A 23,279-nucleotide genomic window follows, 5' to 3' on the forward strand; every position below is an offset into this window, starting at 1 on the left:
ATGAAAGTCGTTGGATTCGCCGGATATTCCGGCTCCGGCAAGACCACGCTGATCGAGCGGCTCATCCCCGCGCTCAAGCTGCGCGGCCTGCGCGTCTCGGTCGTCAAGCACGCGCACCACAACTTCGACATCGACCGGCCCGGCAAGGACACGCACCGCCACCGCGAGGCCGGCGCCTTCGAAGTGGTCGTCGCGTCCAACCGGCGGCTGGCGCTGATGCGCGAGTTCGAGCAGGAGGCCCGGCTCACCGTCCACCAGCTCATCGCCGAGCTCTACGAGGGCGTGGACTGGGTGATCGTCGAAGGCTTCAAGCAGAGCAACCTGCTCAAGGTCGAGGTCTGGCGGGCCGAGCCGGGCAAGCCGGCGCGTTACCCGGAAGACGATTTCATCGCCGCCATCGCCACCGACACGCCCGGCCGGCTGCCCGAAGCAACCCTGCGCCCCGTGCTGGACCTGAACGACCCGGATGCGGTGGCGCAGTGGCTGGTCGACAATGGCCACCGGTTCGAGTACGACCCGGAGATGTATACGTGAGCTCCCGTCCTCCCCTCAGATCGCTGGACGAGGCCCTGGCCGACCTGCTGGGCCGCGTTTTTGCGCTCGACGAGGTGGAGCGCGTCGCGACATTCGATGCCGACGGCCGCGTGCTGGCGCAGGACCTGGTGTCGGGCCTGCAGGTGCCGCCGCAGGACAACAGCTCCATGGATGGCTACGCCGTGCGGCGCTCCGAGATCCCGGACGAGGGCGTGGTGCTGCCCATCAGCCAGCGCATTGCCGCCGGCCACGCGGCGCAACCGCTGCAGCCCGGCACGGTGGCGCGCATCTTCACCGGCGCCCCGGTGCCGGAAGGCGCCGATGCGATCGTGATGCAGGAGCACACGGAGGCGGTGGGCGAATCGGCCGTGCGCATCCAGACCGTGCCGGACGCAGGGCAGTGGATCCGCCGCGCGGGCGAGGACGTCATGCGCGGCGCCATCGTCCTGCAGCGTGGGCACCGGCTCGATCCCGCAGCGTGCGGCCTGGCGGCGAGCATCGGCTGCGACCAGGTGCGCGTGGCGCGCCGCCCGAAAGTGGCGCTGTTCTCCACCGGCGACGAGCTGGTCATGCCCGGCACCGTTCCGCCCGAAAAGATGCGGCCCGGCGCCATCTACAACTCCAACCGCTTCTTCCTGCGGCAGCTGCTGGCGCGCTGCGGCTGCGAGCTGGGCGACCTGGGCATCGTGCCGGACGATCGCGAGGCCACGGTGGCCGCGCTGCGCACCGCTGCCCAGGGGCACGACGTCATCCTCACCAGCGGCGGCGTGTCGGTCGGCGAAGAGGACCACATCAAGCCCGCCGTCCAGCAGCTCGGCTCGCTCGACCTGTGGCAGATCGCGATGAAGCCCGGCAAGCCTTTCGCCTACGGCCGCGTCGGCGGGGCGCATTTCCTCGGACTGCCGGGCAACCCGGTCTCCAGCTTCATCACCTTCCTGCTGCTGGTGCGGCCTTTCCTGCTCAAGCTGCAAGGCGCGACGAGGCTGGCACCTCCGGCCTTGACGCTGCGCGCAGACTTCGACCTGAAGCGCCCCGACAAGCGGCGCGAGTTCCTGCGCGCGCGTCGCAACGGCGAAGGCGGCCTGGAGCTGTTCGCCAACCAGAGTTCCGGCGTGCTCACGTCCACGGTCTGGTGCGACGGTTTCGTCGACAACCCGGGCGGGCAGGCGATCGCCCGGGGCGACCTGGTTCGTTTCCTGCCCCTCGCGGAGCTGATCGCATGAAGGTGCAACTGCGTTACTTCGCTTCCGTGCGCGAGGCCATGGGCCGCGGCGCCGAGGAGCGCCAGACCTCGGCGTCCAGCCTGGCGGGCCTGCGCGAAGAATTGATCGCGCTGGGCGAGCCCTATGCCCAGGCGATCGGTGGAAGCAAGTCGGTGCGCATGGCGCTCGACCAGGTCATGGCCGACCGCGACATGCCGTTGCGCGAAGGCGCCGAGATCGCGTTCTTCCCGCCGGTGACCGGAGGCTGAAGTGGCCGCGCCGCGCGTGTCGATCCAGACCGCCGACTTCGACGTCTCGGCCGAACTGGAGGCGCTGCGCCGCAGCGACCATCGGGTCGGCGCGGTCTGCAGCTTCGTCGGCACCGTGCGCATGGCCAACCAGGGCGACAAGGCGCCGCAGGTGCTGTCGATGGAGCTCGAGCACTACCCCGGCATGACCGAGAAGGCGATCGAGGCCATGATCGACGAGGCGCACCGCCGCTTCGACATCTTCGCCGCCCGCGTCGTGCATCGGGTCGGCCTGCTCATGCCGGGCGACCAGATCGTGCTGGCGGCCGTCACCTCGGCCCACCGTGGCCAGAGCTTCCAGGCCTGCGAGTTCCTGATGGACTACCTCAAGACGCAGGCGCCGTTCTGGAAGAAGGAGCGCACGCCGCAGGGCGAGCAGTGGGTCGATGCGCGCGTGAGCGACGACCAGGCCCTGGCGCGCTGGGGCATCCGCGCCGGCAACGCCGGCTGACGCCCCGCGTTCAGCCTTCCTGCGCCGGCGGCACGAAAGCGGCCCGCGCCTGGTCCTCGAGTTCGCCCGTGAGCAGCTGCAGCAGTGAGAGCAATTGCTCCTGCTGGTCGCGGTCCAGCGGCGCCATCAGGCGGCGGTAGGCGCGTTCGGCGGGCTTCTGCGCGGTTTCCAGCATCTGCGCACCGGCAGCGGTGAGCTGCACCGAGACGTTGCGCTTGCCGGCCGAGGACTCGCGTTCGACCAGGCCCCGCGACTCCAGTCCGCGCAGCACCCGCAGCACGGTCACCTTGTCGAAGCCCAGCGCGCGCGCCAGGCTCGACTGCCCAAGGCCGGGGTGCGCCCTGAGGACGGTGAGCACGCCGAACTGCGCGGGCGTGAGCTGCAGCTCGCGGCATTCGTCCTCGAACACCGCCGCGGAGATCTGGTGCGCGCGGCGCAGCAGGAAGCCGGGTCGGGCGTACAGGCGGGAGAGGATCGCGCGGGACTTGGGCGGCTGCACGGGCGGGCTTGCTGGCTCGGCTAGGGAATGCGTGGATTGTGCCTTGCGGACCGCGCTCGCATGCTCGTTGGCATGCAAACTCAAGCCGAGGCCTCCATGCCACGCGTCCCCCGTCGCCTGCTGCTCGCCCTGGCGCTGTGCGCCGCCGCGCCCGTCCTGCAGGCCCAGCAGCAAGCCCAGCAGGCGCCTGCCGCGGGTGGCGCCCAGCCTCTGCGCCTCATCGTCCCGTTCACGCCGGGCACCGGCATCGACCTGATCGCACGCACCGTGGGACCGAAGCTCGGCGAGAGGCTCGGCCGTCCCGTGGTGGTGGACAACCGCGCGGGCGCCTCCGGCAACATCGGCACCGAAGCGGTGGTGCGCGCCGCGCCCAACGGCAACACGCTGCTGGTCAGCGTGAACACGCTGGTGATGAACCGCAGCCTCTATCCGAAGCTGCCGTTCGACCCGGTCAAGGACCTCACCCCGGTGTCGCTCACCAGCTGGGGCCAGCTGCTGCTGGTCACGAATCCCAATACCGGCTGGCGCACGGCCGCCGACCTGGTGCAGGCCGCGAAGGCGAAGCCGGGCGCGATCAACTACGCCAGCCCCGGCGTCGGCACGCCGCACCACCTGTCGATGGAGCTCTTCAAGGCGACCAGCGGCATCTCCGTCACGCATGTCCCGTACCGCGGCACGGCCGGGGCGGTGACCGACGTGCTCGGCGGGCAGGTCGAGCTGATGTTCCTGCCCATCCACGTCGCGCTGCCGCACGTCAAGGCGGGCAAGCTGGTGGCGCTGGGCATCGGCAGCGAGAAGCGCCATGCGCTGCTGCCGCAGGTCCCGACCCTCATCGAGGCGCGCGCGGGCAACGTGAACGTCGACATGTGGTACGGCATCTTCGCGCCGCCCGGCACGCCGGCGGACTTCGTCGCCCGCCTGAACCGCGAGCTCAAGGACATCCTCTCGCTGCCCGAGGTGCGCACCGCGTTCGAGACGCAAGGCATGGATCCGGCCAGCAGCACGCCGGAGGAATTCCGCCGGCTCGTCGAGCAGGACGCCGAGCGCTGGGCGCGCCTGATCAAAACCCAGAACATCACGGCTGAATGAATCATGGCCCCCACGCTTGTCACTTCGTGTACTGCGCTGCCCCCCGAGGGGGCGAGCCCGCCTAGAGGCGGCCCGTCGGCGGACTAGAACCCACATGCGCGTGGCCATCCTCGGCGGCGGCATCGGCGGGCTGGCGCTCGCGCTGTCGCTGCACCGGCACGGCATCGCGTGCGACGTCTACGAGGCCGTGCCCGAGGTGCGCGAGATCGGCGTGGGCATCACGCTGCTGCCGCACGCGATGCGCGAGATCACCGCGCTCGGGTTGCAGGCGCAGATCGAGGCCGAAGGCATCGAGAACCTCGAGAGCGTGTTCTTCAACCGCTGGGGCCAGTTCATCTACCGCGAGCCGCGCGGGCGGCACGCGGGCTATGAGCTGCCCGAGATCGGACTGCCCCGGGGCAAGCTGCACCGCGTGTTGTACCAGGCCGTGCTGGACCGCCTGGGCGCGGCGGCCGTGCACCTGGACCGGCGCTGCGTCGGCGTCGACCAGGACGAGCACGGCGTCACGCTTCGACTGCAGACCAGTGCCGGCGCGCCGGTGACCGCGGAGCAGGCGGAAATCGCGGTGGCCTGCGACGGCGTCAATTCCGCGGTGCGCCGGCAGTTCTATCCGGACGAGCAGCTCGCCTTCGCCGGCATCAACACCTGGCGCGGCGTGACCGTGCATCCGCCCATCCTCACCGGCCGCAGCTACCTGCGCATCGGCTCGATCGGCACCGGCAAGATGGTGATCTACCCGATCGTCGACAACGTCGACGGTCAGGGCCGCCAGCTGGTGAACTGGGTGGCCGAGATCCAGCGGCCCGGATCGCAGATGAACGACTGGAACCGCGCCGGCGCGCCGGACGATTTCATCGACCTGTTCGCCGACTGGCGCTACGACTGGCTCGATGTCCCGGCCCTGATCCGCGGCGCGGCTCAGATCTTCGAGTACCCGATGGTCGACCGCGACCCGGTGCCGCGCTGGACGTTCGGCCGCGTCACGTTGCTGGGCGACGCGGCGCATCCGATGTACCCGCGCGGCTCCAACGGCTCGGCCCAGGCCCTGATCGATGCGCGGGTGCTCGCGACCGAGCTCGCGGCAGGCGGCGGGCCGGCGGGGCTGGCGCGCTACGAGGCGCAGCGGCTTGCCCCGACCGCGCGCATCGTGGAGACCAACCGTTCGGTGCCGCCGGACTTCATCAACATCCGCGCCGATGAGCTGAGCGGCGGCAAGCCGTTCCCGGGAACGATCGACGACCTGATCAGCCAGGAAGAGCTGCGCCGCATCTCCGACGAGTACAAGCGCATCGCCGGGTTCGCGCTGGAACCCGGCACCGGCGGCAAGTGAGTTTCAGTTGAGGTAGCGCGGCCGCTCGAAGCCGAAGTCCGGCTCGACGCTCTCGGCGGCCGGCGCGGTGGGCGTCGAGAAGGGCTCTCGCCATTGCGCGCGCGCCAGCGCCTGCTCCAGCAGGTGCATCATGCCCTGCATCAGCCGCTGGTCCATCTCCACCTGGAAGCCGCGCGGCTTGTCGCCACCGCTCGCCGCGGCCCGCTCATTGAACGCCAGGCGCAGGCGACCGCTCGGAAGCGGGGCCGCGTCGATGTCCGTCACGAGCAGCGGGTCGGCGCCGAGGGGATGGGTGGACTGGTCCTGGTAAGGCGTCTCGAAGTCGGCCTTCTGCAGGAACTCCTCCTTGCGGAACTCGGTGAGCATGCGCCGCAGTTCCTCGTCGGTGCCGTCCAGGGCGGCGCCGGCGGGCTCGCTCCTGAGCAACTGCTCGGTCTGCAGGCGGGTGAGCATCGGCCACAGGCTCACCATCAGGCGGCGCGTGAGCCACAGCCGCATCTCCTCGCCGCTGGTGCTGTTCACGCGCAGCAGCAGCCTGTCCTGCTCGGCCTGGTAGTTGACGGACAGCTGGTGGATCTGCATGGCGGCGATTCTAGACAGCGGAACGGCCGGGCTGGGTGCGTTCGGTAACCCTTGAAAACCCGGGGGCAAGCCTAAGCTTCCAGTGCAACGGAGATCCATCCCATGCGACTCGACAAACTGACGACCAAGTTCCAGGAGGCCCTGGCAGAGGCCCAGAGCCTGGCGTTGGCCAACGACCACGCCTACATCGAGCCCGAGCACGTCCTCGTCGCCATGCTGCGGCAGGAGGACGGCCCGCGCGCGCTGCTGCAGCGCGCCGGCGTCAACGTGCCCGGCCTGCAGGCGGGGGCCGAAGCCGCGATCCACAAGCGCCCGCAGGTGCAGGGGCAGGAGCAGGTCCAGGTGGGCCGCGAGCTGGTCACGCTGATGCAGGCCGCCGAGAAGGAAGGCCTCAAGCGCGGCGACCAGTTCATCGCCAGCGAACTGTTCCTGCTCGCGCTGGCCGACAGCAAGTCCGACATCGGCCGCATCGCGCGCGAGAACGGGCTCTCGCGCAAGTCCTTCGAATCCGCGATCGACGCGGTGCGCGGCGGCCAGAACGTGAACAGCGCCGAGGCCGAGGGCCAGCGCGAAGCGCTGAAGAAATACACCATCGACCTGACCGAGCGCGCCCGCCAGGGCAAGCTCGATCCCGTCATCGGCCGCGACGAGGAGATCCGCCGCGCCATCCAGGTGCTGCAGCGGCGCACCAAGAACAACCCGGTCCTGATCGGCGAGCCGGGCGTGGGCAAGACCGCGATCGTCGAAGGCCTGGCCCAGCGCATCATCGCCGGCGAAGTGCCGGAGACGCTGAAGAACAAGCGCGTGCTGTCGCTCGACATGGCCGCGCTGCTGGCGGGCGCCAAGTACCGCGGCGAATTCGAGGAGCGCCTGAAGAACGTGCTCACCGAACTGGCCAAGGACGAGGGCCAGACCATCGTCTTCATCGACGAACTGCACACCATGGTCGGGGCCGGCAAGGCCGAGGGCGCGATCGACGCGGGCAACATGCTCAAGCCGGCGCTGGCGCGCGGCGAGCTGCACTGCGTGGGCGCCACGACCCTCGACGAGTACCGCAAGTACATCGAGAAGGATGCGGCCCTCGAGCGCCGCTTCCAGAAGATCCTGGTGGGCGAACCGAGCGTGGAGGCCACCATCGCCATCCTCCGCGGCCTGCAGGAGAAGTACGAGGTGCACCACGGCGTGGAGATCACCGACCCGGCCATCGTGGCCGCGGCGGAGCTCTCGCACCGCTACATCACCGACCGCTTCCTGCCGGACAAGGCCATCGACCTGATCGACGAGGCCGCGTCCAAGATCAAGATCGAGATCGACTCCAAGCCCGAGGCGATCGACCGTCTCGACCGCCGCATGATCCAGCTGCAGATCGAGCGCGAGGCCGTGCGCAAGGAGAAGGATGAAGCCTCGCAGAAGCGGCTCGGCCTGATCGAGGACGAGATCGGCCGGCTCGGCAAGGAAATCGCCGACCTCGAGGAGATCTGGAAGTCCGAGAAGGCCTCGGCCCAGGGCGGCGCGCAGGTCAAGGAAGAGATCGATCGCGTGCGAACGCAGATCGAGGAGTTCAAGCGCAAGGCCGACTTCAACAAGGTGGCCGAGCTGCAGTATGGCAAGCTGCCGGAGCTGGAGCGCAAGCTCAAGGCAGCCCAGGACGCCGAGAACGGCAAGGCCAAGGCGGGCCGGCCGCAGCTGCTGCGCACGCAGGTCGGCGCCGAGGAGATCGCGGAAGTGGTGGCGCGCGCCACCGGCATCCCCGTGTCGAAGCTGATGCAGGGCGAGCGCGAGAAGCTGCTGCAGATGGAAGACCGCCTGCACCAGCGCGTGGTGGGCCAGGACGAGGCGATCAGCGCCGTGGCCAACGCCATCCGCCGCTCGCGCTCGGGCCTGTCGGACCCGAACCGGCCGACCGGCTCCTTCCTGTTCCTCGGCCCGACGGGTGTGGGCAAGACGGAGTTGTGCAAGGCGCTGGCGAATTTCCTGTTCGACAGCGAGGAGCACCTCATCCGCGTCGACATGAGCGAGTTCATGGAAAAGCACTCGGTGGCCCGCCTGATCGGCGCGCCGCCGGGCTACGTGGGCTACGAGGAGGGCGGCTACCTCACGGAAGCCGTGCGCCGCAAGCCCTACAGCGTGATCCTGCTCGACGAGGTCGAGAAGGCGCACCACGACGTGTTCAACGTGCTGCTGCAGGTGCTGGACGATGGCCGCCTGACCGACGGGCAGGGCCGCACCGTGGACTTCAAGAACACGGTGATCGTGATGACCAGCAACATCGGCTCGCACATGATCCAGGGCATGGCCGGACGGCCGTACGAGGACATCAAGGAAGCCGTGTGGGACGAGCTGAAGAACCACTTCCGGCCCGAGTTCCTCAACCGGATCGACGAGACCGTGGTGTTCCACGGCCTGGGCGCGGACCACATCGCGCGCATCGCCCAGATCCAGCTCAAGGTGCTGGAGCAGCGGCTCGCGAAGATGGACCTCACGCTGCAGGTGTCGCCGGCGGCGCTGGAAGAGCTGGCCAAGGTCGGCTTCGATCCGGTGTTCGGCGCGCGGCCGCTCAAGCGGGCGATCCAGCAGCGCATCGAGAACCCGCTGTCGCGGCTGATCCTCGAGGGCCGCTTCCCGCCCAAGAGCGTGATCCCGGTCGAGGTGAACCCGGCGATCGAGCCCGGCGTCTTCCATTTCGGTTCGGCCAGGGCCGAGCCACGCGAAGAAGCCACCGCGTGACGCCGAGAGGCCGACGGCGAAAAGGGGCAAGCGGGCGCGTGCTTGCCCGCCCCGGCGGGCCGGGCGACACTGGGCGCCTCTTCCTGTCTTCCTGACGAGATCCACCGAATGCCCGCTTTCCTCGCCTTCCTGATTCACCTGCTGGCCCTGGCGGCCGGGATGGTGTTCACCGTCGGCATGCTGGTCGTCAGCTTCGTCGGCGCCGCGCTGTGGCTGCTGCATTCCGGCTGGGTCCGCCTCGGCGGCCGGCCGGTGTGGTCGTTCCTGCTCGCCCGCCGCCGCGGCGCCAACCGTGCCTGGACCGAGCACGTTCGGCCCGAGCGCCGCTTCGTGCCGCAGCGCGTGCGCGTGCCGGTCCGCGACATCACGGACGTCGACCCGAAGTAAGGGCCGCGATGTTCAAGGCGCTGGTGCTGGACAAGGCGCCGGAGTTCTCGGCTGCCGTGCGCGAGGTCGGCGACGACTTCCTGCCCGAAGGCGACGTCACCGTCGAGGTGGCGTACTCCACGCTCAACTACAAGGACGGCCTGGCGATCACCAACCGCTCGCCGGTCGTGCGCAGCTGGCCGATGGTGGCGGGCATCGATGGCGCCGGCCGCGTGGTGGAGAGCAGTTCACCGAAATGGAAGCCGGGCGACCAGGTCGTGCTCAACGGCTTCGGGGTGGGCGAGACGCACAAGGGCTGCCTGGCGGGCCGTGCGCGACTGAAGGGCGATTGGCTGGTGCGCCTGCCGCAGGCGTTCACGCCGCGCCAGGCGATGTCCATCGGCACCGCCGGCTACACCGCGATGCTGTGTGTGCTGGCGCTGGAGCGGCACGGTCTCAAGGCCGGCGATGGCGAGGTGCTGGTGACGGGCGCCACTGGCGGGGTCGGCTCCATCGCCGTGGCCTTGCTCTCGAAGCTGGGGCACCGCGTCGCCGCCGCCACCGGAAAGGCGAGCGAACACGGCTTCCTGCGCGACTTGGGCGCAGCGACGGTGATCGACCGCGCCGAACTCGCTGCTCCCGGCAAGCCGCTGCAGAAGGAACGCTGGGCCGCGGTCGTGGATGCAGTCGGCAGCCACACGCTGGCTAATGCCTGCGCGCAGACCCGCTACGGCGGCGCGGTGGCCGCGTGTGGCCTGGCCCAAGGCATGGACTTCCCCGCGACCGTCGCGCCCTTCATCCTGCGCGGCCTGAGCCTGCTGGGCGTGGACAGCGTGATGGCTCCGATGCCGCTGCGCGAACAGGCGTGGACACGGCTCGCGAGCGACCTCGATCCGGCGCGGCTGGAAGCGATCACCACCGAGATCACCCTGGACCAGGCCATCGAACACGCGCAGCGCCTGATGGCGGGCCAGGTGCGCGGCCGCCTCGTCGTGCGCACCGGCGGCTGAGCCGCCGTTTTGTTTCTCACGGGTAAATCCTGTCCGCCCGCGCGGTGGGTACGCGTTGGGGCAATTGGAAAGGCAGGTGTTTCATGCTCGTCCAATGCACCCCGATGTCCCCGTTTGAACTCGAGGCCTTCGAGACCGCGATTCGCGACAGCGGCAGGGATCCCGGCAGCTTCAAGGCCCAGGTGTTCGTGGCCGCGGCCAACGACGCGAGCATCCGGCTGCGGCGCGTGCACATCGTCTCGCGCCACGCGGCCGCGCAGTACGACGCCAGCGGCGGCTCACGCTGGACCGAGAGCTTCGCGCGGCACCTGGCGCGCGGCTTCTTCGGCTAGGCCTTCCGATCAGCGGCCGGTGAACTTCGCGGGCGCGTGCTGCGCCGCGAACGCCGCCGCATCGGCGCGCGCGCTTCGTTGGCGGCGCAATTGCAACAGTTCCTCGCTCCCAGTGGGCCGGGTACGTCGCTTGCCTGACGGCACGACACCGCGAGCCCCCCATGCCCATTCCCTTCAGCTTCGACGACCTCTACCTTCACCGCAAAGTGGCTTCGCTCCACGGCCGCGGCCGCGACCCGGCCGTGGTGTGCAGCGTCCGTTCGGCCGACAGGGCCGGCGACGAACATCTGTCGCACCTGTGGCTGTTTCCGCTCGATAGCGGCGAGCCGCGGCAACTCACCTTCGAGTCCGGCCAGGACACTTCACCGCGCTGGTCGCCTTCGGGCGACCGCATCGCGTTCCTCTCCGCGCGGGACGACAAGGGCGTGCAGGTGCACCTGCTGCCGTTCGGCGGCGGCGAGGCGCACTGTTGCAGCGACATCGAAGGCGGCGTGGCTTCGCTGCGCTGGTGCCCCGACGGGCGCAGCCTGCTCGTCACCGCCGCCGTCACGGTGGACCCCGAGCTGCGAGGCCGGCGCGGCCCGCCCGCCGAGCGGCGGCCGAACAGCCCCGAGGTCGTGTGGAAGCTGCCGTACAAGAACGACGGGGTCGGCTACCTGCTCTCGCGCGAGATCCACCTGTTCCGCGTGGACGCCGACAGCGGCAAGCATCGCCGGCTCACCGACGGGCCGTTCGACGTGTTCGGCTTCGACTGCTCGCCGCAGGGGCGCCGCATCGCGCATGTCCGTACCCGCGAGGGCCGGTTCGCGCACCGCACCGACCTGTGGGTCTGCGATGCCGATGGCGGCGGCGCGCGGCAGCTCACCGACGAGTTCGCGAGCGTGCTGCAACCGGCGTGGTCGCCCGATGGACGCTGGATCGCCTTCGCCGGTGCGCGGGAGGAGGGCGACGCCCGCGCCAGCCTCTTCCTGCTCGAGGTCGGCACCGGCCGCGTCGTTTCGCCGCAGGACGACGTGGAGGTTGCGGACGGTGAGTCCCTGCACTGGGACGATGGAGGGCGGCTGCTCTTCACCCGCGCCTGGCACGGCTGCCATGAGATCTGCAGCATCGCGGCGGACGGATCGGACCTGCGCAGGCTGGTGCGGGGCGAGCGGCAGTTCGGCGCCTTCACGACCGCGGGCGAGCACCTGGTCTTCAGCGTCGAACAACCGGCCCTGCCGGAAGAGCTGCACGCGTGCCGCGCGGACGGCAGCGGCGAGCGACAGGTCAGCGACCTCAATGCCTGGTGGAAGGAACGCACGCCGCTGGAGGCGGCCCGCAGGCGCTTCACCGTCCCCGACGGGCGCGGCGGCCGCGAGCCGATCGAAGGCTGGTTGATCCGGCCACGCAATGCCCCGGGCCCGTTGCCGCTGCTGAACGACGCGCATGGCGGGCCCGCCAGCTACGCGCTGCTGGATTTCGACAGCGCCGTGTACCGCCAGGTGCTGTGCTCCCGGGGCTGGGCGGTGCTGCTGCTCAATCCGGTGGGTTCCGCCAGCCATGGCCGCGAGTTCTGCGATCGCCTGTCCGGCCATTGGGGCGAGTACGACCTGCCGCAGCACCTGGAAGCGGTGCGCCAACTGCAGGACGAAGGCGTGTGCGACGAGCGGGTGGCGATCGCCGGCAAGTCCTACGGGGGCTTCCTCGGCGCCTGGGCGGTGGGGCACACGCAGCTGTTCCGCGCGGCCGTCGTCATGGCGCCGGTGGGCAACATCGAGACGCACTACGGCACCTCGGACGGCGGCTACTACGCCGACCCGCGTTACGTCGATTCCGAACCCGGATTCGACCGGGCCCGGGCGCGGGCGCTCTCGCCGCTGCAGCACATCGAGAAGTCGAGGACGCCGGTGCTGTTCCTGCAAGGCAAGGAAGACGAGCGCTGCCCCAAGTGCCAGTCCGAGGAGATGTTCGTCAGCCTGATGAGGGCGGGCGAGACGCCGACCGAGATGGTGCTGTACCCGCAGGCCGACCACCACTTCCTCGGCGACGCGGCGCCTTCGCAGCGCCACGATGCCGCACGCCGCATTGTCGAGTGGGTGCACCGCTGGTGCGTCGACGGCGCGGATGAGGATCGGCGCGGTGCCGTCCATGCGCTCCAGGGCGAAGCTCAACCGGGCTGAAGCGCTGCGTAGGACAAGGCCGACACTTGTCGGCCGCCGCCGGGTGGGCTGTAAGCACCCGCCTAAGATCGTTCCTCTTCCGAGGGGACCATGACTGCGATCCTTGCCGAATCGCGGGCGCCGGAAGCGAGGACCTTGTAGGAGGCCGCCGAATGTCCGCCCGGCCGCACATGCGCCTGCCTCCGCCGTGGAGGCTCTGGCTGCTGCTCGCCTGCGCCTGGCACGGCCTGCTGTACGCGGCCGCTCCCGCGCCGGCTGCCGCGCCCGGCGAGAGCGTGCTGAAAGCCGCCTTCCTGTACCGGATCGCCGGGCTGGTGGAATGGCCGCCCGGCACCTTCGAGCGGCAGGACGATCCGCTGGTGGTCGCGGTCGCCGGCCATGAGGCCGTGGCCGCGGAACTCGAGCAGATCGCCGCCGGCCGCACGCTCGATGGGCGTCCCATCGTCGTGCGACGGGTTCGGGAAGGCGAACCCATCGCCGGGGCGCACGTGCTGATGATCGGCGCCACCGGCGAGACCCGGGTGCGCGAACTCGCCGCCTCGGCAACCGGGCCGGTCCTCGTGGTCACGGAGCAGGAGAACGGCCACCGCCTCGGAGGCATCCTCAATTTCACGAGCGACGGCGACCGGGTGCGGTTCACGGCATCGCTGCCGGTCGCCGACGCGCGCGGCGTGCGATTGAGCGCGCGGCTGCTGGCCGTTGCGCAGTCGGTGGAGGGGCGCAGCCGATGAAGGCGCCGGGCCGCCGTTCCATCCGCAGCAAGCTCAACGCCATCCTGGCGACCACGACCCTCATCGCCCTGCTGGTCGCCGCGGCGGCACTGGTCGTGTTCGACCTGCGCCGCGAACTGGCCGACATCCACGAGGACCTGGTCACGCAAGCCGACGTGATCGCGCTGGCGACCGCACCGGCCGTGGCCTTCGCCGATGCGCGCGTGGCCCTCGAGAACCTTTCGGTGCTGCGCGCCAAGCAGTCGGTGGTGGCCGCGGCGCTGTACGACGAGCGCGCTGCGCTGTTCGCCACCTACCGAAGGCCCGGCTCGGAAGGCGTGGAGATCCCCGCCCGGACGCAGCCGAGTGGCGTCACGGTGGAGGGGGACTGGGCGGTGGTGTGGCGGCCCGTGCTGCTCAATCGCGAGCGGGTGGGCACGGTGTGGCTGCAGGTGCGCCACGAGCGGCTGCGCCAGGCGATCGAGTACCTGGGCGCGCTGGTGCTGATCATGGGGGGCAGCCTGGCGGCGGCGCTGCTGCTGTCCAACCGGCTGCAGCGCTCGCTGACCGCGCCGATCATGGGCATCAGCGAAGTGGCCCGCAAGATCCTGCGCGGCGAGACCGGCGACCTGCGCGCGACGAAAAGCAGCGACGACGAAGTCGGCGAGCTGGTCGATGCGTTCAATGCGATGCTCGACGAACTGCAGCGGCGATCGCACACGCTGGAGGCCGCCAACCAGGCGCTGCGCACGAGCGAGGCCCGTTACCAGCTCGCGGTGCGCGGCTCCAGCGCGGGCCTGTGGGACTGGGACATGCCGGCCGGCACGATGTTCTTCTCGCCGCGATTCAAGGCGCTGCTGGGCTACACCGACGAGGAGTTCCCGGACCTGCCGTCGTCGATCCGCCAGGTGCTGCATCCGGACGACCGCTCCCTCGTGAAAGCGGCGTTCCGCGCCCACCTGCGCGAGCGCGCGCCGTACCAGGTCGAATGCCGGCTGCGGGACCGGACAGGCCGCTGGCGCTGGTTCTTCGTCGCCGGCGCTGCCTTGTGGGACTCGGCGGGGCAGCCCTTCCGCATGGCCGGCTCGGTGGTGGAAGTCACCGAGCGCAAGGAAGCGGAGCGGGTGCTGCAGGAAGCCAATCGCGCCAAGGACGAATTCCTCGCGACGCTGGCGCACGAGCTGCGCAACCCGCTCGCGCCGATCCGCACCGGCCTGGAGATCCTGAAGAAGGACACGGCCAACGGCGAGCTCTCCGCGCGCGCCCGCACGATGATGGAGCGGCAGCTCGGCCACATGATCCGCCTGATCGACGACCTGCTGGACATCTCGCGCATCAACAGCGGCAAGATCCGGCTGGAGGTCTCGCGCATCCGGCTGCGGCCGGTGCTCGACAGCGCGGTGGAGATCAGCCGGCCGGCGATCGCCTCGGGCGGCCATGCGCTCACCGTCGACGCGCCGCAGGAGGAGATCGAGCTGATGGGCGATCCGACGCGGCTCGCGCAGGCGCTGGGCAACCTCCTGAACAACGCCGCCAAGTACACCCCGCCCGGCGGCCGCGTCCTGCTGCGCGCGCGGCGCGACGGCGATGACGCGCTGATCGAGGTGGAGGACAACGGCGAAGGCATCCCGCACGAGATGCTGGAGAGCATCTTCTCGCTGTTCGCGCAGGTGCGCAGCACGCTGGACCGCGCGCAGGGCGGCCTGGGCATCGGGCTGTACCTGGTTCGCAGCCTGATCGAACTGCATGGCGGCACGGTCGTCGCGGAAAGCCCGGGCCCGGGCCTGGGCAGCCGCTTCGTCGTGCGGGTGCCTTGCCTGCCGGCTTCGGTGCAGGCGCTTGCGGAGGAGGCGCCCTCGTCGGAAGCCAGGCCCGCGGAGGGGCTCAAGGTGCTGCTCGTGGACGACAACGTGGATGCGGCCGAGACGCTTTCGCTGGTGCTGGAGATGGCGGGCTGCATGACGCGCATGCTCCATGAAGGAACGCACGTCGTGGAAGCCGCGCACGAGTTCGGGCCGGACCTGATCCTGCTGGACATCGGCCTGCCGGGCATGAGCGGCTACGAGGTGGCGCAGCGGCTGCGCCGGGAACCGCGCTTCGTCCGCACGCTGCTGGTGGCGATCACGGGCTGGGGCACGGAACAGGATCGGCGCCGCTCGCAGGAGGCCGGGTTCGACCAGCACCTGACCAAGCCGGTGGACTTCGCGGCGCTGGAGCCGCTGCTGCGGCAGGCCAAGGCCAAGGCAGCGGCGGCGGGACGGGCCAACGCGCAGCCTTAGGGCAGGAGCTGCTCCAGCCGGTCCACGAAAGGCTGCTGCGCGGCAAGCAGCTTGCGCCGGGCCGCCTGCGGATCGAACCAGCCGGCGCGATCGATCTCGGGGAACTGCCGCAGCCGGCCCGAGCGCGGCGGCCACTCGACCTCGAAGAGGTTGCAGCGCAGGTGGGCCGGATCGAAGTCGCCCTCGAAGGCCCAGGCCTGCACGCGCTTGCCGCTCTTGAGGCGCACTTCGCCCAGGTCGAGGAAGGGTCCCGTGGGGGCGCAGCCGGTCTCTTCCTCGAATTCGCGGCAGGCCGCCGCGAGCGCGTCCTCGCCGTCCTGCAGTTCGCCTTTGGGGAGGGTCCAGGCGCCGTCGTCCTTGCGCGCCCAGAACGGCCCGCCCGGGTGGGCGAGCAGCAGTTCCAGCGCACCGGCGGCGCGGCGGAACATGAGCAGGCCGGCGCTTCTCATCGCCGGCCGATTCTCGCGCGGGCTAGCGCCGCACGTCCGCCTCGTCCCGGCCGTCCGGCTGCCGCTGGCGGTCCTGCGAGATCAGATGCTCCATGGCGCTGGCGGCACCTTCGCCCGAGCGGCGGCCCGGCGCCTGGTCGGCGGGCGCGCGGCCCGTCGGCGCGGTGTCGTCGTTGCGTTCCTGCGATTGGCTCATCTCGACGTCCTTTCCAACCACGCGCACGGGAGATTGCCATGCGCAGGCGCATTGAAGCGCTGCAAGTCGAGCTCAGCAGTCGGTGCAAGCCCAACCGTCGTGTAGGACAACGGCTGAGCCTGGCGTGCTTTTCAGGGCTGGTGGCGGGCCTGGAAATGACGCGGCGGCTGGCCCATGGCGGCCTTGAACATGGCGCTGAAGGCGCTCTCGCTCGCGTAGCCGGTAGCCGCGGCCACCTGCTGCACCGGCACGCCGCGCGCCAGCAAGGGGAGGGCGTGGGCCAGCACGGCCTGCTGGCGCCATTGCTGGTAGCCGGTGCGCAGCTCGGCCCGGAACAGCCGCGCCAGGGTCCGCTCGCTGGCGCCGACGTCCGCGGCCCATTCGGCCAGGCTGCCGCGCTGGCCCGGGGCGCGCAGCACGGCTTCGCACAGCGCGCGCAATCGTTTGTCGCCGCCGGGCGCAGGCAGCGGGACGCCCAGCGCCTGCGGGTCGGCATGCCGCAGTTCCTCCAGCACCAGGCCGACGAGCAGCCGCTCGCGCTCGCGCGGCAGGCCGGGAGCGTCCAGCGCCGCGACCAGCTCCCGCAGCAGCGGCGAGACCTGCAGCACGCGGCAGCCGCTCCAGCCGGCGGGCGTTACCCCGGCGTGCAGGTACAGGGTTCGGAATTGGGCGGTCTCCAGCACGTGCACCGAATGGCGCGCGCCCGGCGCGATCCACACCGCGCGCGAGGGCGGGACGATGTACGTCACCTCGTCGGGCGCGCCGCGGCCCTGTTCGGCGCACACCTGCAGCACGCCGCTGGAGCAATAGGCGAGCTGCGCCCACGCATGCCGGTGCGGCTCGAAGTGCGTGTCGGCCGGCAGCGAACGGGCGCGCAGACGCACGGGCCGGGCCGCACTCGGGCGGTACGCGTCGGCGCCCGCAACGGGTGAGGAAAACACGGGTTGGGCCATTCGGGCATTTTGGCGGGAAACCGGGGAAAGCTGGCGAACTGTCGCATTCCGGAAAGCGGCGCCTCTCGGTACGATGCCCGCCATGGCTTCCAGCACCGCCGGCTCCGTGCCGCTTCCTCCCCTGCGCCAGGACGCCGGCGTCATCGGTCTGGTGGGCCTGGCCCACCTGGTCAGCCACTTCAGCCAGCTGCTCCTCGCGCCGCTGTTCCCCTGGCTGAAGGACGCACTGAACGCGAGCTACGTGGAGCTCGGCTTCCTGATGACGATCTTCTTCGTCGTGTCCTGCGGGGTGCAGGCGGCCTCCGGATTCCTGGTCGACCGGCACGGGCCGCGGCCGGTGCTGTTCGGCGGCCTGGCGCTGGTGGGGCTGGCGGGCTTCGGCTTCGCCGCGAGCACCAGCTACTGGATGATGGCCGCGTTCGCCGTGGTCGCCGGCGTCGGCAACGGTGTCTTCCATCCGGTCGACTACACGCTGCTCAACCGCAAGGTGAGCGCCCCCCGGCTGGGCCATGCCTACAGCTTCCACGGCATCACCGGCAGCCTGGGCTGGGCGCTGGCGCCGGCCCTGCTCGTGCCGCTGGCCATCGCCTTCTCCTGGCGCGTGGCGCTGGCCGCCGCCGGTGCGCTGGCCTGGGTCGTGATGCTGGTGCTCTGGCTCAAGCGCGACCGGCTGGACCTGCCGAAGGCGGCTGCGACCACGCCCGGCGCGGCCAAGGCGGGCGACGCCACCTTCGATTTCCTGCGCATCCCGGCGGTCTGGATGTGCTTCGCGTTCTTCCTCGCGTACGCCGGCGTGCTGAGCGTGGTGCAGGCGTTCGCGCCGGAGGCGGCGCGGCAGCTGCATGGCGTGCCGGTGGCGCTGGTCGCGGCCTGCCTCACGATCTACATGGTGTGCAGCGCGGGCGGCATGGTCCTGGGCGGCTTCCTGGCGTCGGACCCCTCCCGCTGCGAGCGCATCGTGGCCGCCGGTTTCGGGCTGGCCGCCGTCGTGGCGCTGGTGATCGGGCTCGCGCCACTTCCGGCGCTGGCCATTCCGGCCCTGTTCGGCGCCATGGGCTTCGCCAGCGGCATCGCCGGGCCTTCGCGCGACCTGCTGGTCAAGCGCTCGACGCCGGAGAACGCCAGCGGCCGGGTGTTCGGCATCGTCTATTCCGGCCTGGACATCGGACAGGCGATCGCGCCGCTGGTGTTCGGCAGCCTGATGGACCACGGCCGCTATGCCGGCGTGTGGCTCGGCCTCGTGGCGTTGCAGGCACTGCTGATCGCCAGCGCGTTCAACGTGCGGCGCGTCCGCCGCACGGCGCTCGCGCCCGCCTGAGTTCTGCCGCCGCGCGATCGGCGGTCCGGCGCGGGTATCCTTGTCGCCCATGTACGCGCCGTATTTCGGGCTGTCGCACGAGCCGTTCTCGATCGCGCCGGACCCGCGCTACCTGTTCATGAGCGAGCGCCACCGCGAGGCGCTCGCGCACCTGCTCTACGGCCTGGGCGGCGGGGGCGGCTTCGTGCTGCTCACGGGAGAGATCGGCACGGGCAAGACGACGGTGTGCCGCGGGTTCCTGGAGCAGATCCCGGAGAACTGCAACGTCGCCTACATCTTCAATCCCAAGCTCACGGTCACGGAGCTGCTGCAGTCGGTCTGCGAGGAGTTCCGCATCCAGGTGCCGCGCCGCGAAGGCGCCGTGCCCACGGTCAAGGACTACCTCGACCCGCTCAACGCCTTCCTGCTGCAGTCGCACGCGAACGGCCGCAACAGCGTGCTGATCATCGACGAGGCCCAGAACCTCTCGGCCGACGTGCTGGAGCAGCTGCGCCTGCTGACGAACCTGGAGACGTCCCAGCGCAAGCTGCTGCAGATCGTGCTGATCGGGCAGCCCGAGCTGCGGGAGCTGCTGGCGCAGCCGCGGCTGGAGCAGCTCGCGCAGCGTGTCATCGCGCGGTTCCATCTCGACGCGCTGACGCGCACGGAGACGCAGCAGTACGTGCGGCACCGGCTGGAGATCGCGGGCCTGTCGCGGCCGATGCCGTTCGACCGCGGCGCGCTCGAGCGCATCCACAAGCGCAGCGGCGGCGTGCCGCGCCGGATCAACCTGCTGTGCGACCGCGCGCTGCTGGGCGCTTTCGGGCGCAGCGAAGCGACGGTGACCCGCGCGATCGTCGACCAGGCCGCGCGCGAAGTGTTCGGCGATCCCGCTCCCGCAGCGCAACCCACCTGGCCGCGCCAGGCCGCCGTGCTGGGCGTGGGACTCCTGGCCGGTGCAGGGCTGGTCGCCGGCGTGCGCTGGTGGACCGAAGCGCCGCAGCCGGTCGCGAGTCCTGCCGCCGCGGCCGCGCCGGCCCCGGTCCAGACAGAGACGGTCGCCCAGGTGAACACGGTCGCGGTCCAGCCGGTGGTCGCCGAGCCCGCTGCTGCGCGGGCCGCAGCGGCATCGAATCCGGTGCCGCCCACGCTGCTGCGCGACGAGCGCGCGGCCTGGCGCGAACTCGCCAAGGCCTGGAACCTCGAGGCGGGCGAGGGCGATCCCTGCGCCGCGCTGGCACGCGAGTCCGTTCACTGCTTCACGCGAGCGCTGCCGCTCGGTTTGATCCGCCAGCTGGACCGGCCGGGCATCGTGACGCTCGATCGCGACACGGGCAAGCCTTCCTACGCAGTGCTCACCGCGATCACCGACAAGTCCGCCACGCTGTCGGCGGGCGGAAGCGAGCAGACCGTGACGCTGGCCGCGCTCGCGTCGCGCTGGAACGGCGAGTGGGCCACGCTCTGGCGCGCCCCGGCGGGCTTCGATCCGCGTTCGCCGGAGCGCGAAGCCCGCAAGGTCGCCGGCTGGGTGGATGAGCAGCTCGCCAAGGCCGGCGCTGCGGCCGCGGAGGGTGATGTGAGCGGCGGCCCGCTGCGCGGCCGCATCCGCAGCTTCCAGCTCGCGCAAGGCCTGCCCGCCGACGGCGTGCTCGGCCCGTTGACCTTCATGCAACTCAATCGCAGCGCCGGCGTCGACGAGCCGCACCTGCGCCACGCGCCCTGACCATGTCGTACATCCTTGAAGCCTTGCGCAAGGCAGACGCCCAACGCGAACGCGCGCGCGTGCCCGGCTTGCATGCGCGACCGCTTTCCGCCGTGGTGGAGGCGGAGCCCGAGCGCCGCTGGGGCGGTCCCGCCATGGCAGCCGTGCTGGCGGTGGGCATGGTGATGGTGGGCCTGGTCGCCTGGCGGCTGGCCGGCGGTGGCGGAACGCCCGCTGCGGCACCGGTGGAAGCGGTTGCAGCGGTCACGCCGGCAGCACCGGCGATCACCCCCCCGGTTCTCAGCACGCCTGCCGCACCGCCCGCACCCGCCGAGCCCGCCACGGCCATCGTGCCGGCCGCGCCGCCGCCGTTGCCGCACTCGGCGGAACCGGAGCGGCCGGCGCGCGCCGCCAGGGCGCCTGCGACCGCTCGCCAAGCCGAGCCCGTTGCCGCCCCCGAGGCTCGCTCACCCGCGCCCGCCACGGCCCCGGGCGCCGTCGCGGCTGCGCAAGTGCCTGCGCCCATGCCGGCCGCTTCAGCCGTCCCGGTCGCCGCCCCGATGCTCGCCAACGCCGCGCCGCCCGGCACGCCGCAACTGGCGGTGAGCGGCGGCGTCTATTCGCAGAATCCGGCGCAGCGCATGCTCATCGTGAACGGCCAGGTGTTCAACGAAGGCAGCGAGGTCGCTTCCGGCGTGCGGCTGGAGGAAGTGCGGCCCAACAAGCAGGCCGTGATGAACTTCCGCGGGCAGCGCTTCACGCTGCCGTACTGAAGGACGGTCAGCGCGCCATCGGCGACTGGAACACCGACCAGCGGCCTTCGCGGAACAAGTACAGCGCCGACGAAACGCGGCTCCTGTTCGCCGATGCGTAGAGCGCGGCGACGCTGAAGCGCAAGGCCGCGACCGCTTCGTCGTCGTCGGCCGGCGCGTACAGCAGGCCTCCGCGTTGCGGCACCGCCACCACCAGCCCCTTCGCATGCCTTGCTTCCAGCGATTGCCAGAACGTCCGGTCGAGGAAGTAGCTGCTGTTCAGGTCGTCGGCGCGGCCCAGCACCTGCATCAGGCCGCCGCGCCACGGGCGCACCGTCGGCTCGCCGTAGGTGCGGCGCATGTTCGCCACCGCGAGCTGCAGCGCCTGCTCCGGCTCCAGCTGCAAGCGGTCCAGGTCCTCCGGCGACGCGCTCTGCAGGTGGGCAGCGCTGTCGAACACCAGCCGGATGTGCATGTCGCCCACGTAGCGGAACCAGCTGGTCTCCAGTTCCACCTCGCTGCCATCGGGCAGCTGCGCGCGCAGCGTTCCATAGGGCTGCAGCGTCTCGCGATCCTGGTTGATGCCGGAAGACTCGCGCAGGACCGCCAGCAGGTTGCCCGGCCCCGTGTCGAAGGAGTCCTGCGCCTGCGCGCTACACACCATCAGCGCCGCCGCGATCGCCACCCATGCCCTCTTCATGCCGTCCTCCCGTTACGGACGAATATGCGACGAGCCGACATGCGCCGCAACACGCGTTACACGATGTGTGGCGGATGGGCTGCTTTCGCGTGTCATGTAAACGGTTACGGAACTTGCTGAGCCATGCATGCATGTAAGCGAGCTCATCCCTAGCATCCAAGGCTCACCCACCCCACTGAGAGGATTTCCGATGGCACTGCAGTCTCCCTTCTTCAACAACGGCAAGCGTGAGGACGTGCGCCCGAACACCCCCAACGGCGCCGCGCTGAGCACCGCTGCCGCGCCGACGGCGCCCGCCGCCAACACCGCGCCCGCTCAGGAAGGCGAAGCGAAACTGACCGTCGGCCCGAACATCAAGCTCAAGGGCGTGGAAATCACCGACTGCGACACGCTCGTGGTCGAGGGTTCCGTCGAGGCCACGATGGACTCGCGCATGATCCAGATCTCCGAGCGCGGCTCCTTCAAGGGCTCCGCCGAGATCGACGTGGCCGAGATCCGCGGCTCCTTCGACGGCAACCTGACCGTGCGCCAGAAGCTGGTGATCTACTCCACCGGCAAGGTCACCGGCCGCATCCGTTACGGCAAGGTGGTGATCGAGGAGGGCGGCCAGCTCTCCGGCGAGATCGAGTTCGGCGCCACCCCGGCGTCCGCCACTGCCGCCACCCGCAACACCGGCACGCCCAAGCTGCAGGTCGCCTGAGATCAAGTTGCTGTCACACGAAAAAAAGCGCGGCCCGGCCGCGCTTTTTTTCTTGCCGCAAGGCGGCGAGCTCAGACCGCGCTGCGGTGCCTCGCGATGCAGGTGTCCAGGACTTCGCCGGCCTCGCGCTGCCACCAGTCCAGGCCTGAGAAGATCTCCACCTCGCTGTAACCGGCGAAGCCCTGGCCTTCGACCCAGCCGCGGATTCGAGGGATGTCGATGACGCCGTCGCCCATCATCCCGCGGTCGTTGAGCAGGTCGCGCGTGGGCGTGAGCCAGTCGCAGACGTGGAAGGCGAGCAACCGTTCCCGGCCTGCGCGCTCGATCTGCTCGCGCAGCTTCGGGTCCCACCACACGTGATACACGTCGACCGCGACGCCCAGGGCGCCGCTCCGTGACGGGTCGAGCGCGTCGCAGACGTCCAACGCCTGCTCCATCGTGTTGATGCAGGCGCGGTCGGCCGCGTACATCGGGTGCAGCGGCTCGATGGCCAGCGGCATCCCCGCCGCGCGTGAATGTTCGAGCAGGCGGCCGATGCCGTCGTGCACCTGCTGGCGCGAGAGCGCGATGTCCTTGTGCGCTGCACGGCCGCCCAGCGCGCCGGGCAGGGCGCCAACCACCAGCACCAGGCAGGCGGCGTTCAGCTCGCGCGCTTCCTCGAGCGCGCGGCGGTTGTCGTCGTCGGCCGCCTTCAGGCCAGCGTCGTCCGCCGCAGTGAACATGCCGCCGCGGCAGTAGCCCGACAGCTCAAAGCCATTCGCCTTCACCTGCCGCGACACCTGCGCCAGGCCGACGGCCGCGACCTGGTCGCGCCACGGGGAGATCGCGCGGATGCCACGACGTGCGCACGCGTCGAGGATCTCCGTCAGCGGAAGGTCCTGGCCCTTGCTCTTGCGGACCGTGGCCGTGTTGATCGACAGCCAGCGGTGGTCCTGCGAGAAGTCCCGCATGG

Annotated in this window: 24 protein-coding genes; 17 read left to right on the forward strand and 7 right to left on the reverse strand. The window is 70.7% G+C overall.

What is annotated here, in order from left to right:
• The 4 genes from mobB to EZ313_RS18825 are packed head-to-tail and all read left to right on the forward strand — an operon-like array spanning position 1 to position 2,495.
• Positions 1 to 534, forward strand: coding sequence for a molybdopterin-guanine dinucleotide biosynthesis protein B (gene mobB / locus EZ313_RS18810; protein WP_135264852.1), 534 nt, complete (start codon positions 1 to 3; stop codon positions 532 to 534).
• Entirely contained in the window at positions 531 to 1,757 is a 1,227-nt protein-coding gene (locus EZ313_RS18815) for a molybdopterin molybdotransferase MoeA (protein ID WP_135264853.1), read from the forward strand. The genes mobB and EZ313_RS18815 overlap by 4 nt, the downstream gene beginning before the upstream one ends.
• Entirely contained in the window at positions 1,754 to 2,005 is a 252-nt protein-coding gene (locus tag EZ313_RS18820; protein WP_135264854.1) for a MoaD/ThiS family protein, read from the forward strand. Before EZ313_RS18815 ends, EZ313_RS18820 begins: the two co-directional genes overlap by 4 nt.
• A gap of 1 nt (position 2,006) precedes the next feature.
• Positions 2,007 to 2,495 carry a molybdenum cofactor biosynthesis protein MoaE gene (locus EZ313_RS18825; protein ID WP_135264855.1) on the forward strand — a complete coding sequence of 163 codons (489 nt, stop codon included), beginning with the start codon at positions 2,007 to 2,009 and terminating at the stop codon, positions 2,493 to 2,495.
• A 10-nt stretch (positions 2,496 to 2,505) separates the two neighbouring features.
• On the opposite strand, the gene EZ313_RS18830 is transcribed toward EZ313_RS18825, so the two are convergent.
• Positions 2,506 to 2,994 carry a MarR family winged helix-turn-helix transcriptional regulator gene (locus EZ313_RS18830; protein WP_135264856.1) on the reverse strand — a complete coding sequence of 163 codons (489 nt, stop codon included), beginning with the start codon at positions 2,992 to 2,994 and terminating at the stop codon, positions 2,506 to 2,508.
• Between the two features lie 96 nt (positions 2,995 to 3,090).
• Here EZ313_RS18830 and EZ313_RS18835 point away from each other — a divergent pair, with 96 nt between their 5' ends.
• The gene (locus EZ313_RS18835) at positions 3,091 to 4,083 is read left to right on the forward strand and encodes a tripartite tricarboxylate transporter substrate binding protein (protein ID WP_135264857.1); all 993 of its coding nucleotides are present in this window, start codon (positions 3,091 to 3,093) and stop codon (positions 4,081 to 4,083) included.
• A gap of 94 nt (positions 4,084 to 4,177) precedes the next feature.
• Positions 4,178 to 5,413, forward strand: a complete 1,236-nt coding sequence (locus EZ313_RS18845; protein ID WP_135264858.1) for a flavin-dependent oxidoreductase — start codon at positions 4,178 to 4,180, stop codon at positions 5,411 to 5,413.
• 3 nt (positions 5,414 to 5,416) lie between these two features.
• On the opposite strand, the gene EZ313_RS18850 is transcribed toward EZ313_RS18845, so the two are convergent.
• Positions 5,417 to 5,995, reverse strand: coding sequence for a hypothetical protein (locus EZ313_RS18850; RefSeq protein ID WP_135264859.1), 579 nt, complete (start codon positions 5,993 to 5,995; stop codon positions 5,417 to 5,419).
• A 102-nt stretch (positions 5,996 to 6,097) separates the two neighbouring features.
• Between EZ313_RS18850 and clpB the strand changes: the two genes are divergently transcribed.
• From clpB to EZ313_RS18885, 7 genes are all read left to right on the forward strand, one after another.
• Entirely contained in the window at positions 6,098 to 8,722 is a 2,625-nt protein-coding gene (gene clpB, locus EZ313_RS18855) for an ATP-dependent chaperone ClpB (protein ID WP_135264860.1), read from the forward strand.
• A 108-nt stretch (positions 8,723 to 8,830) separates the two neighbouring features.
• Complete coding sequence (locus EZ313_RS18860; protein ID WP_135264861.1) at positions 8,831 to 9,109, forward strand: hypothetical protein; 279 nt, start codon at positions 8,831 to 8,833, stop codon at positions 9,107 to 9,109.
• An 8-nt stretch (positions 9,110 to 9,117) separates the two neighbouring features.
• Complete coding sequence (gene acuI / locus EZ313_RS18865) at positions 9,118 to 10,098, forward strand: acrylyl-CoA reductase (NADPH) (RefSeq protein ID WP_135264862.1); 981 nt, start codon at positions 9,118 to 9,120, stop codon at positions 10,096 to 10,098.
• A 104-nt stretch (positions 10,099 to 10,202) separates the two neighbouring features.
• A complete protein-coding gene (locus EZ313_RS18870; RefSeq protein WP_135264863.1) occupies positions 10,203 to 10,430 on the forward strand; it encodes a hypothetical protein in 228 nt (75 codons plus the stop codon).
• Between the two features lie 161 nt (positions 10,431 to 10,591).
• Positions 10,592 to 12,589 (forward strand): S9 family peptidase, encoded by a 1,998-nt coding sequence (locus tag EZ313_RS18875; protein WP_135264864.1) that lies wholly within the window; start codon positions 10,592 to 10,594, stop codon positions 12,587 to 12,589.
• 152 nt (positions 12,590 to 12,741) lie between these two features.
• Positions 12,742 to 13,320 (forward strand): TOL_0243 family YfiR-like periplasmic protein, encoded by a 579-nt coding sequence (locus tag EZ313_RS18880; protein WP_135264865.1) that lies wholly within the window; start codon positions 12,742 to 12,744, stop codon positions 13,318 to 13,320.
• Entirely contained in the window at positions 13,317 to 15,578 is a 2,262-nt protein-coding gene (locus EZ313_RS18885; protein WP_135264866.1) for a sensor histidine kinase, YfiR-like protein-associated, read from the forward strand. The genes EZ313_RS18880 and EZ313_RS18885 overlap by 4 nt, the downstream gene beginning before the upstream one ends.
• Here the strand turns inward: EZ313_RS18885 and EZ313_RS18890 are convergent.
• From EZ313_RS18890 to EZ313_RS18895, 3 genes are all read right to left on the reverse strand, one after another.
• The gene (locus EZ313_RS18890; RefSeq protein ID WP_135264867.1) at positions 15,575 to 16,027 is read right to left on the reverse strand and encodes an NUDIX hydrolase; all 453 of its coding nucleotides are present in this window, start codon (positions 16,025 to 16,027) and stop codon (positions 15,575 to 15,577) included. The genes EZ313_RS18885 and EZ313_RS18890 overlap by 4 nt on opposite strands.
• A 22-nt stretch (positions 16,028 to 16,049) precedes the next feature.
• On the reverse strand, positions 16,050 to 16,223 hold the full coding sequence (locus EZ313_RS23360) for a hypothetical protein (RefSeq protein ID WP_167772658.1): 174 nt from the start codon (positions 16,221 to 16,223) through the stop codon (positions 16,050 to 16,052).
• Positions 16,224 to 16,354: 131 nt separating this feature from the next.
• Positions 16,355 to 17,176 (reverse strand): AraC family transcriptional regulator, encoded by an 822-nt coding sequence (locus EZ313_RS18895; protein ID WP_135264868.1) that lies wholly within the window; start codon positions 17,174 to 17,176, stop codon positions 16,355 to 16,357.
• An 82-nt stretch (positions 17,177 to 17,258) separates the two neighbouring features.
• Here EZ313_RS18895 and EZ313_RS18900 point away from each other — a divergent pair, with 82 nt between their 5' ends.
• The 3 genes from EZ313_RS18900 to EZ313_RS18910 are packed head-to-tail and all read left to right on the forward strand — an operon-like array spanning position 17,259 to position 20,948.
• Positions 17,259 to 18,494, forward strand: coding sequence for an MFS transporter (locus tag EZ313_RS18900; RefSeq protein ID WP_420849324.1), 1,236 nt, complete (start codon positions 17,259 to 17,261; stop codon positions 18,492 to 18,494).
• Positions 18,495 to 18,543: 49 nt separating this feature from the next.
• Positions 18,544 to 20,196, forward strand: a complete 1,653-nt coding sequence (locus tag EZ313_RS18905) for an AAA family ATPase (RefSeq protein WP_135264870.1) — start codon at positions 18,544 to 18,546, stop codon at positions 20,194 to 20,196.
• Positions 20,197 to 20,198: 2 nt separating this feature from the next.
• Complete coding sequence (locus tag EZ313_RS18910) at positions 20,199 to 20,948, forward strand: general secretion pathway protein GspB (protein ID WP_135264871.1); 750 nt, start codon at positions 20,199 to 20,201, stop codon at positions 20,946 to 20,948.
• A gap of 7 nt (positions 20,949 to 20,955) precedes the next feature.
• On the opposite strand, the gene EZ313_RS18915 is transcribed toward EZ313_RS18910, so the two are convergent.
• On the reverse strand, positions 20,956 to 21,627 hold the full coding sequence (locus EZ313_RS18915; RefSeq protein ID WP_135264872.1) for a DUF1444 domain-containing protein: 672 nt from the start codon (positions 21,625 to 21,627) through the stop codon (positions 20,956 to 20,958).
• A gap of 190 nt (positions 21,628 to 21,817) precedes the next feature.
• On the opposite strand from EZ313_RS18915, the gene EZ313_RS18920 reads away from it, so the two are divergent.
• Positions 21,818 to 22,327, forward strand: coding sequence for a bactofilin family protein (locus EZ313_RS18920; RefSeq protein ID WP_135264873.1), 510 nt, complete (start codon positions 21,818 to 21,820; stop codon positions 22,325 to 22,327).
• A 71-nt stretch (positions 22,328 to 22,398) separates the two neighbouring features.
• Here EZ313_RS18920 and EZ313_RS18925 read toward each other — a convergent pair whose 3' ends face one another.
• Positions 22,399 to 23,277 (reverse strand): sugar phosphate isomerase/epimerase family protein, encoded by an 879-nt coding sequence (locus EZ313_RS18925; RefSeq protein WP_135264874.1) that lies wholly within the window; start codon positions 23,275 to 23,277, stop codon positions 22,399 to 22,401.
• Between the last annotated feature and the right edge of the window lie 2 nt (positions 23,278 to 23,279).

The sequence above is a fragment of the Ramlibacter henchirensis genome, from assembly GCF_004682015.1.
GTDB lineage: Bacteria > Pseudomonadota > Gammaproteobacteria > Burkholderiales > Burkholderiaceae_C > Ramlibacter > Ramlibacter henchirensis.

Coding starts and splice junctions, on each gene's coding strand:
- EZ313_RS23360 (WP_167772658.1), bottom strand. CDS start 16,223: ATGAGCCAATCGCAGGAACGCAACGACGACACCGCGCCGACGGGCCGC.
- mobB (WP_135264852.1), top strand. CDS start 1: ATGAAAGTCGTTGGATTCGCCGGATATTCCGGCTCCGGCAAGACCACG.
- acuI (WP_135264862.1), top strand. CDS start 9,118: ATGTTCAAGGCGCTGGTGCTGGACAAGGCGCCGGAGTTCTCGGCTGCC.
- EZ313_RS18920 (WP_135264873.1), top strand. CDS start 21,818: ATGGCACTGCAGTCTCCCTTCTTCAACAACGGCAAGCGTGAGGACGTG.
- EZ313_RS18850 (WP_135264859.1), bottom strand. CDS start 5,995: ATGCAGATCCACCAGCTGTCCGTCAACTACCAGGCCGAGCAGGACAGG.
- EZ313_RS18925 (WP_135264874.1), bottom strand. CDS start 23,277: ATGCGGGACTTCTCGCAGGACCACCGCTGGCTGTCGATCAACACGGCC.
- EZ313_RS18845 (WP_135264858.1), top strand. CDS start 4,178: ATGCGCGTGGCCATCCTCGGCGGCGGCATCGGCGGGCTGGCGCTCGCG.
- EZ313_RS18900 (WP_420849324.1), top strand. CDS start 17,259: ATGGCTTCCAGCACCGCCGGCTCCGTGCCGCTTCCTCCCCTGCGCCAG.
- EZ313_RS18860 (WP_135264861.1), top strand. CDS start 8,831: ATGCCCGCTTTCCTCGCCTTCCTGATTCACCTGCTGGCCCTGGCGGCC.
- EZ313_RS18820 (WP_135264854.1), top strand. CDS start 1,754: ATGAAGGTGCAACTGCGTTACTTCGCTTCCGTGCGCGAGGCCATGGGC.
- clpB (WP_135264860.1), top strand. CDS start 6,098: ATGCGACTCGACAAACTGACGACCAAGTTCCAGGAGGCCCTGGCAGAG.
- EZ313_RS18870 (WP_135264863.1), top strand. CDS start 10,203: ATGTCCCCGTTTGAACTCGAGGCCTTCGAGACCGCGATTCGCGACAGC.
- EZ313_RS18875 (WP_135264864.1), top strand. CDS start 10,592: ATGCCCATTCCCTTCAGCTTCGACGACCTCTACCTTCACCGCAAAGTG.
- EZ313_RS18890 (WP_135264867.1), bottom strand. CDS start 16,027: ATGAGAAGCGCCGGCCTGCTCATGTTCCGCCGCGCCGCCGGTGCGCTG.
- EZ313_RS18895 (WP_135264868.1), bottom strand. CDS start 17,176: ATGGCCCAACCCGTGTTTTCCTCACCCGTTGCGGGCGCCGACGCGTAC.
- EZ313_RS18835 (WP_135264857.1), top strand. CDS start 3,091: ATGCCACGCGTCCCCCGTCGCCTGCTGCTCGCCCTGGCGCTGTGCGCC.
- EZ313_RS18880 (WP_135264865.1), top strand. CDS start 12,742: ATGTCCGCCCGGCCGCACATGCGCCTGCCTCCGCCGTGGAGGCTCTGG.
- EZ313_RS18915 (WP_135264872.1), bottom strand. CDS start 21,627: ATGAAGAGGGCATGGGTGGCGATCGCGGCGGCGCTGATGGTGTGTAGC.
- EZ313_RS18885 (WP_135264866.1), top strand. CDS start 13,317: ATGAAGGCGCCGGGCCGCCGTTCCATCCGCAGCAAGCTCAACGCCATC.
- EZ313_RS18910 (WP_135264871.1), top strand. CDS start 20,199: ATGTCGTACATCCTTGAAGCCTTGCGCAAGGCAGACGCCCAACGCGAA.
- EZ313_RS18905 (WP_135264870.1), top strand. CDS start 18,544: ATGTACGCGCCGTATTTCGGGCTGTCGCACGAGCCGTTCTCGATCGCG.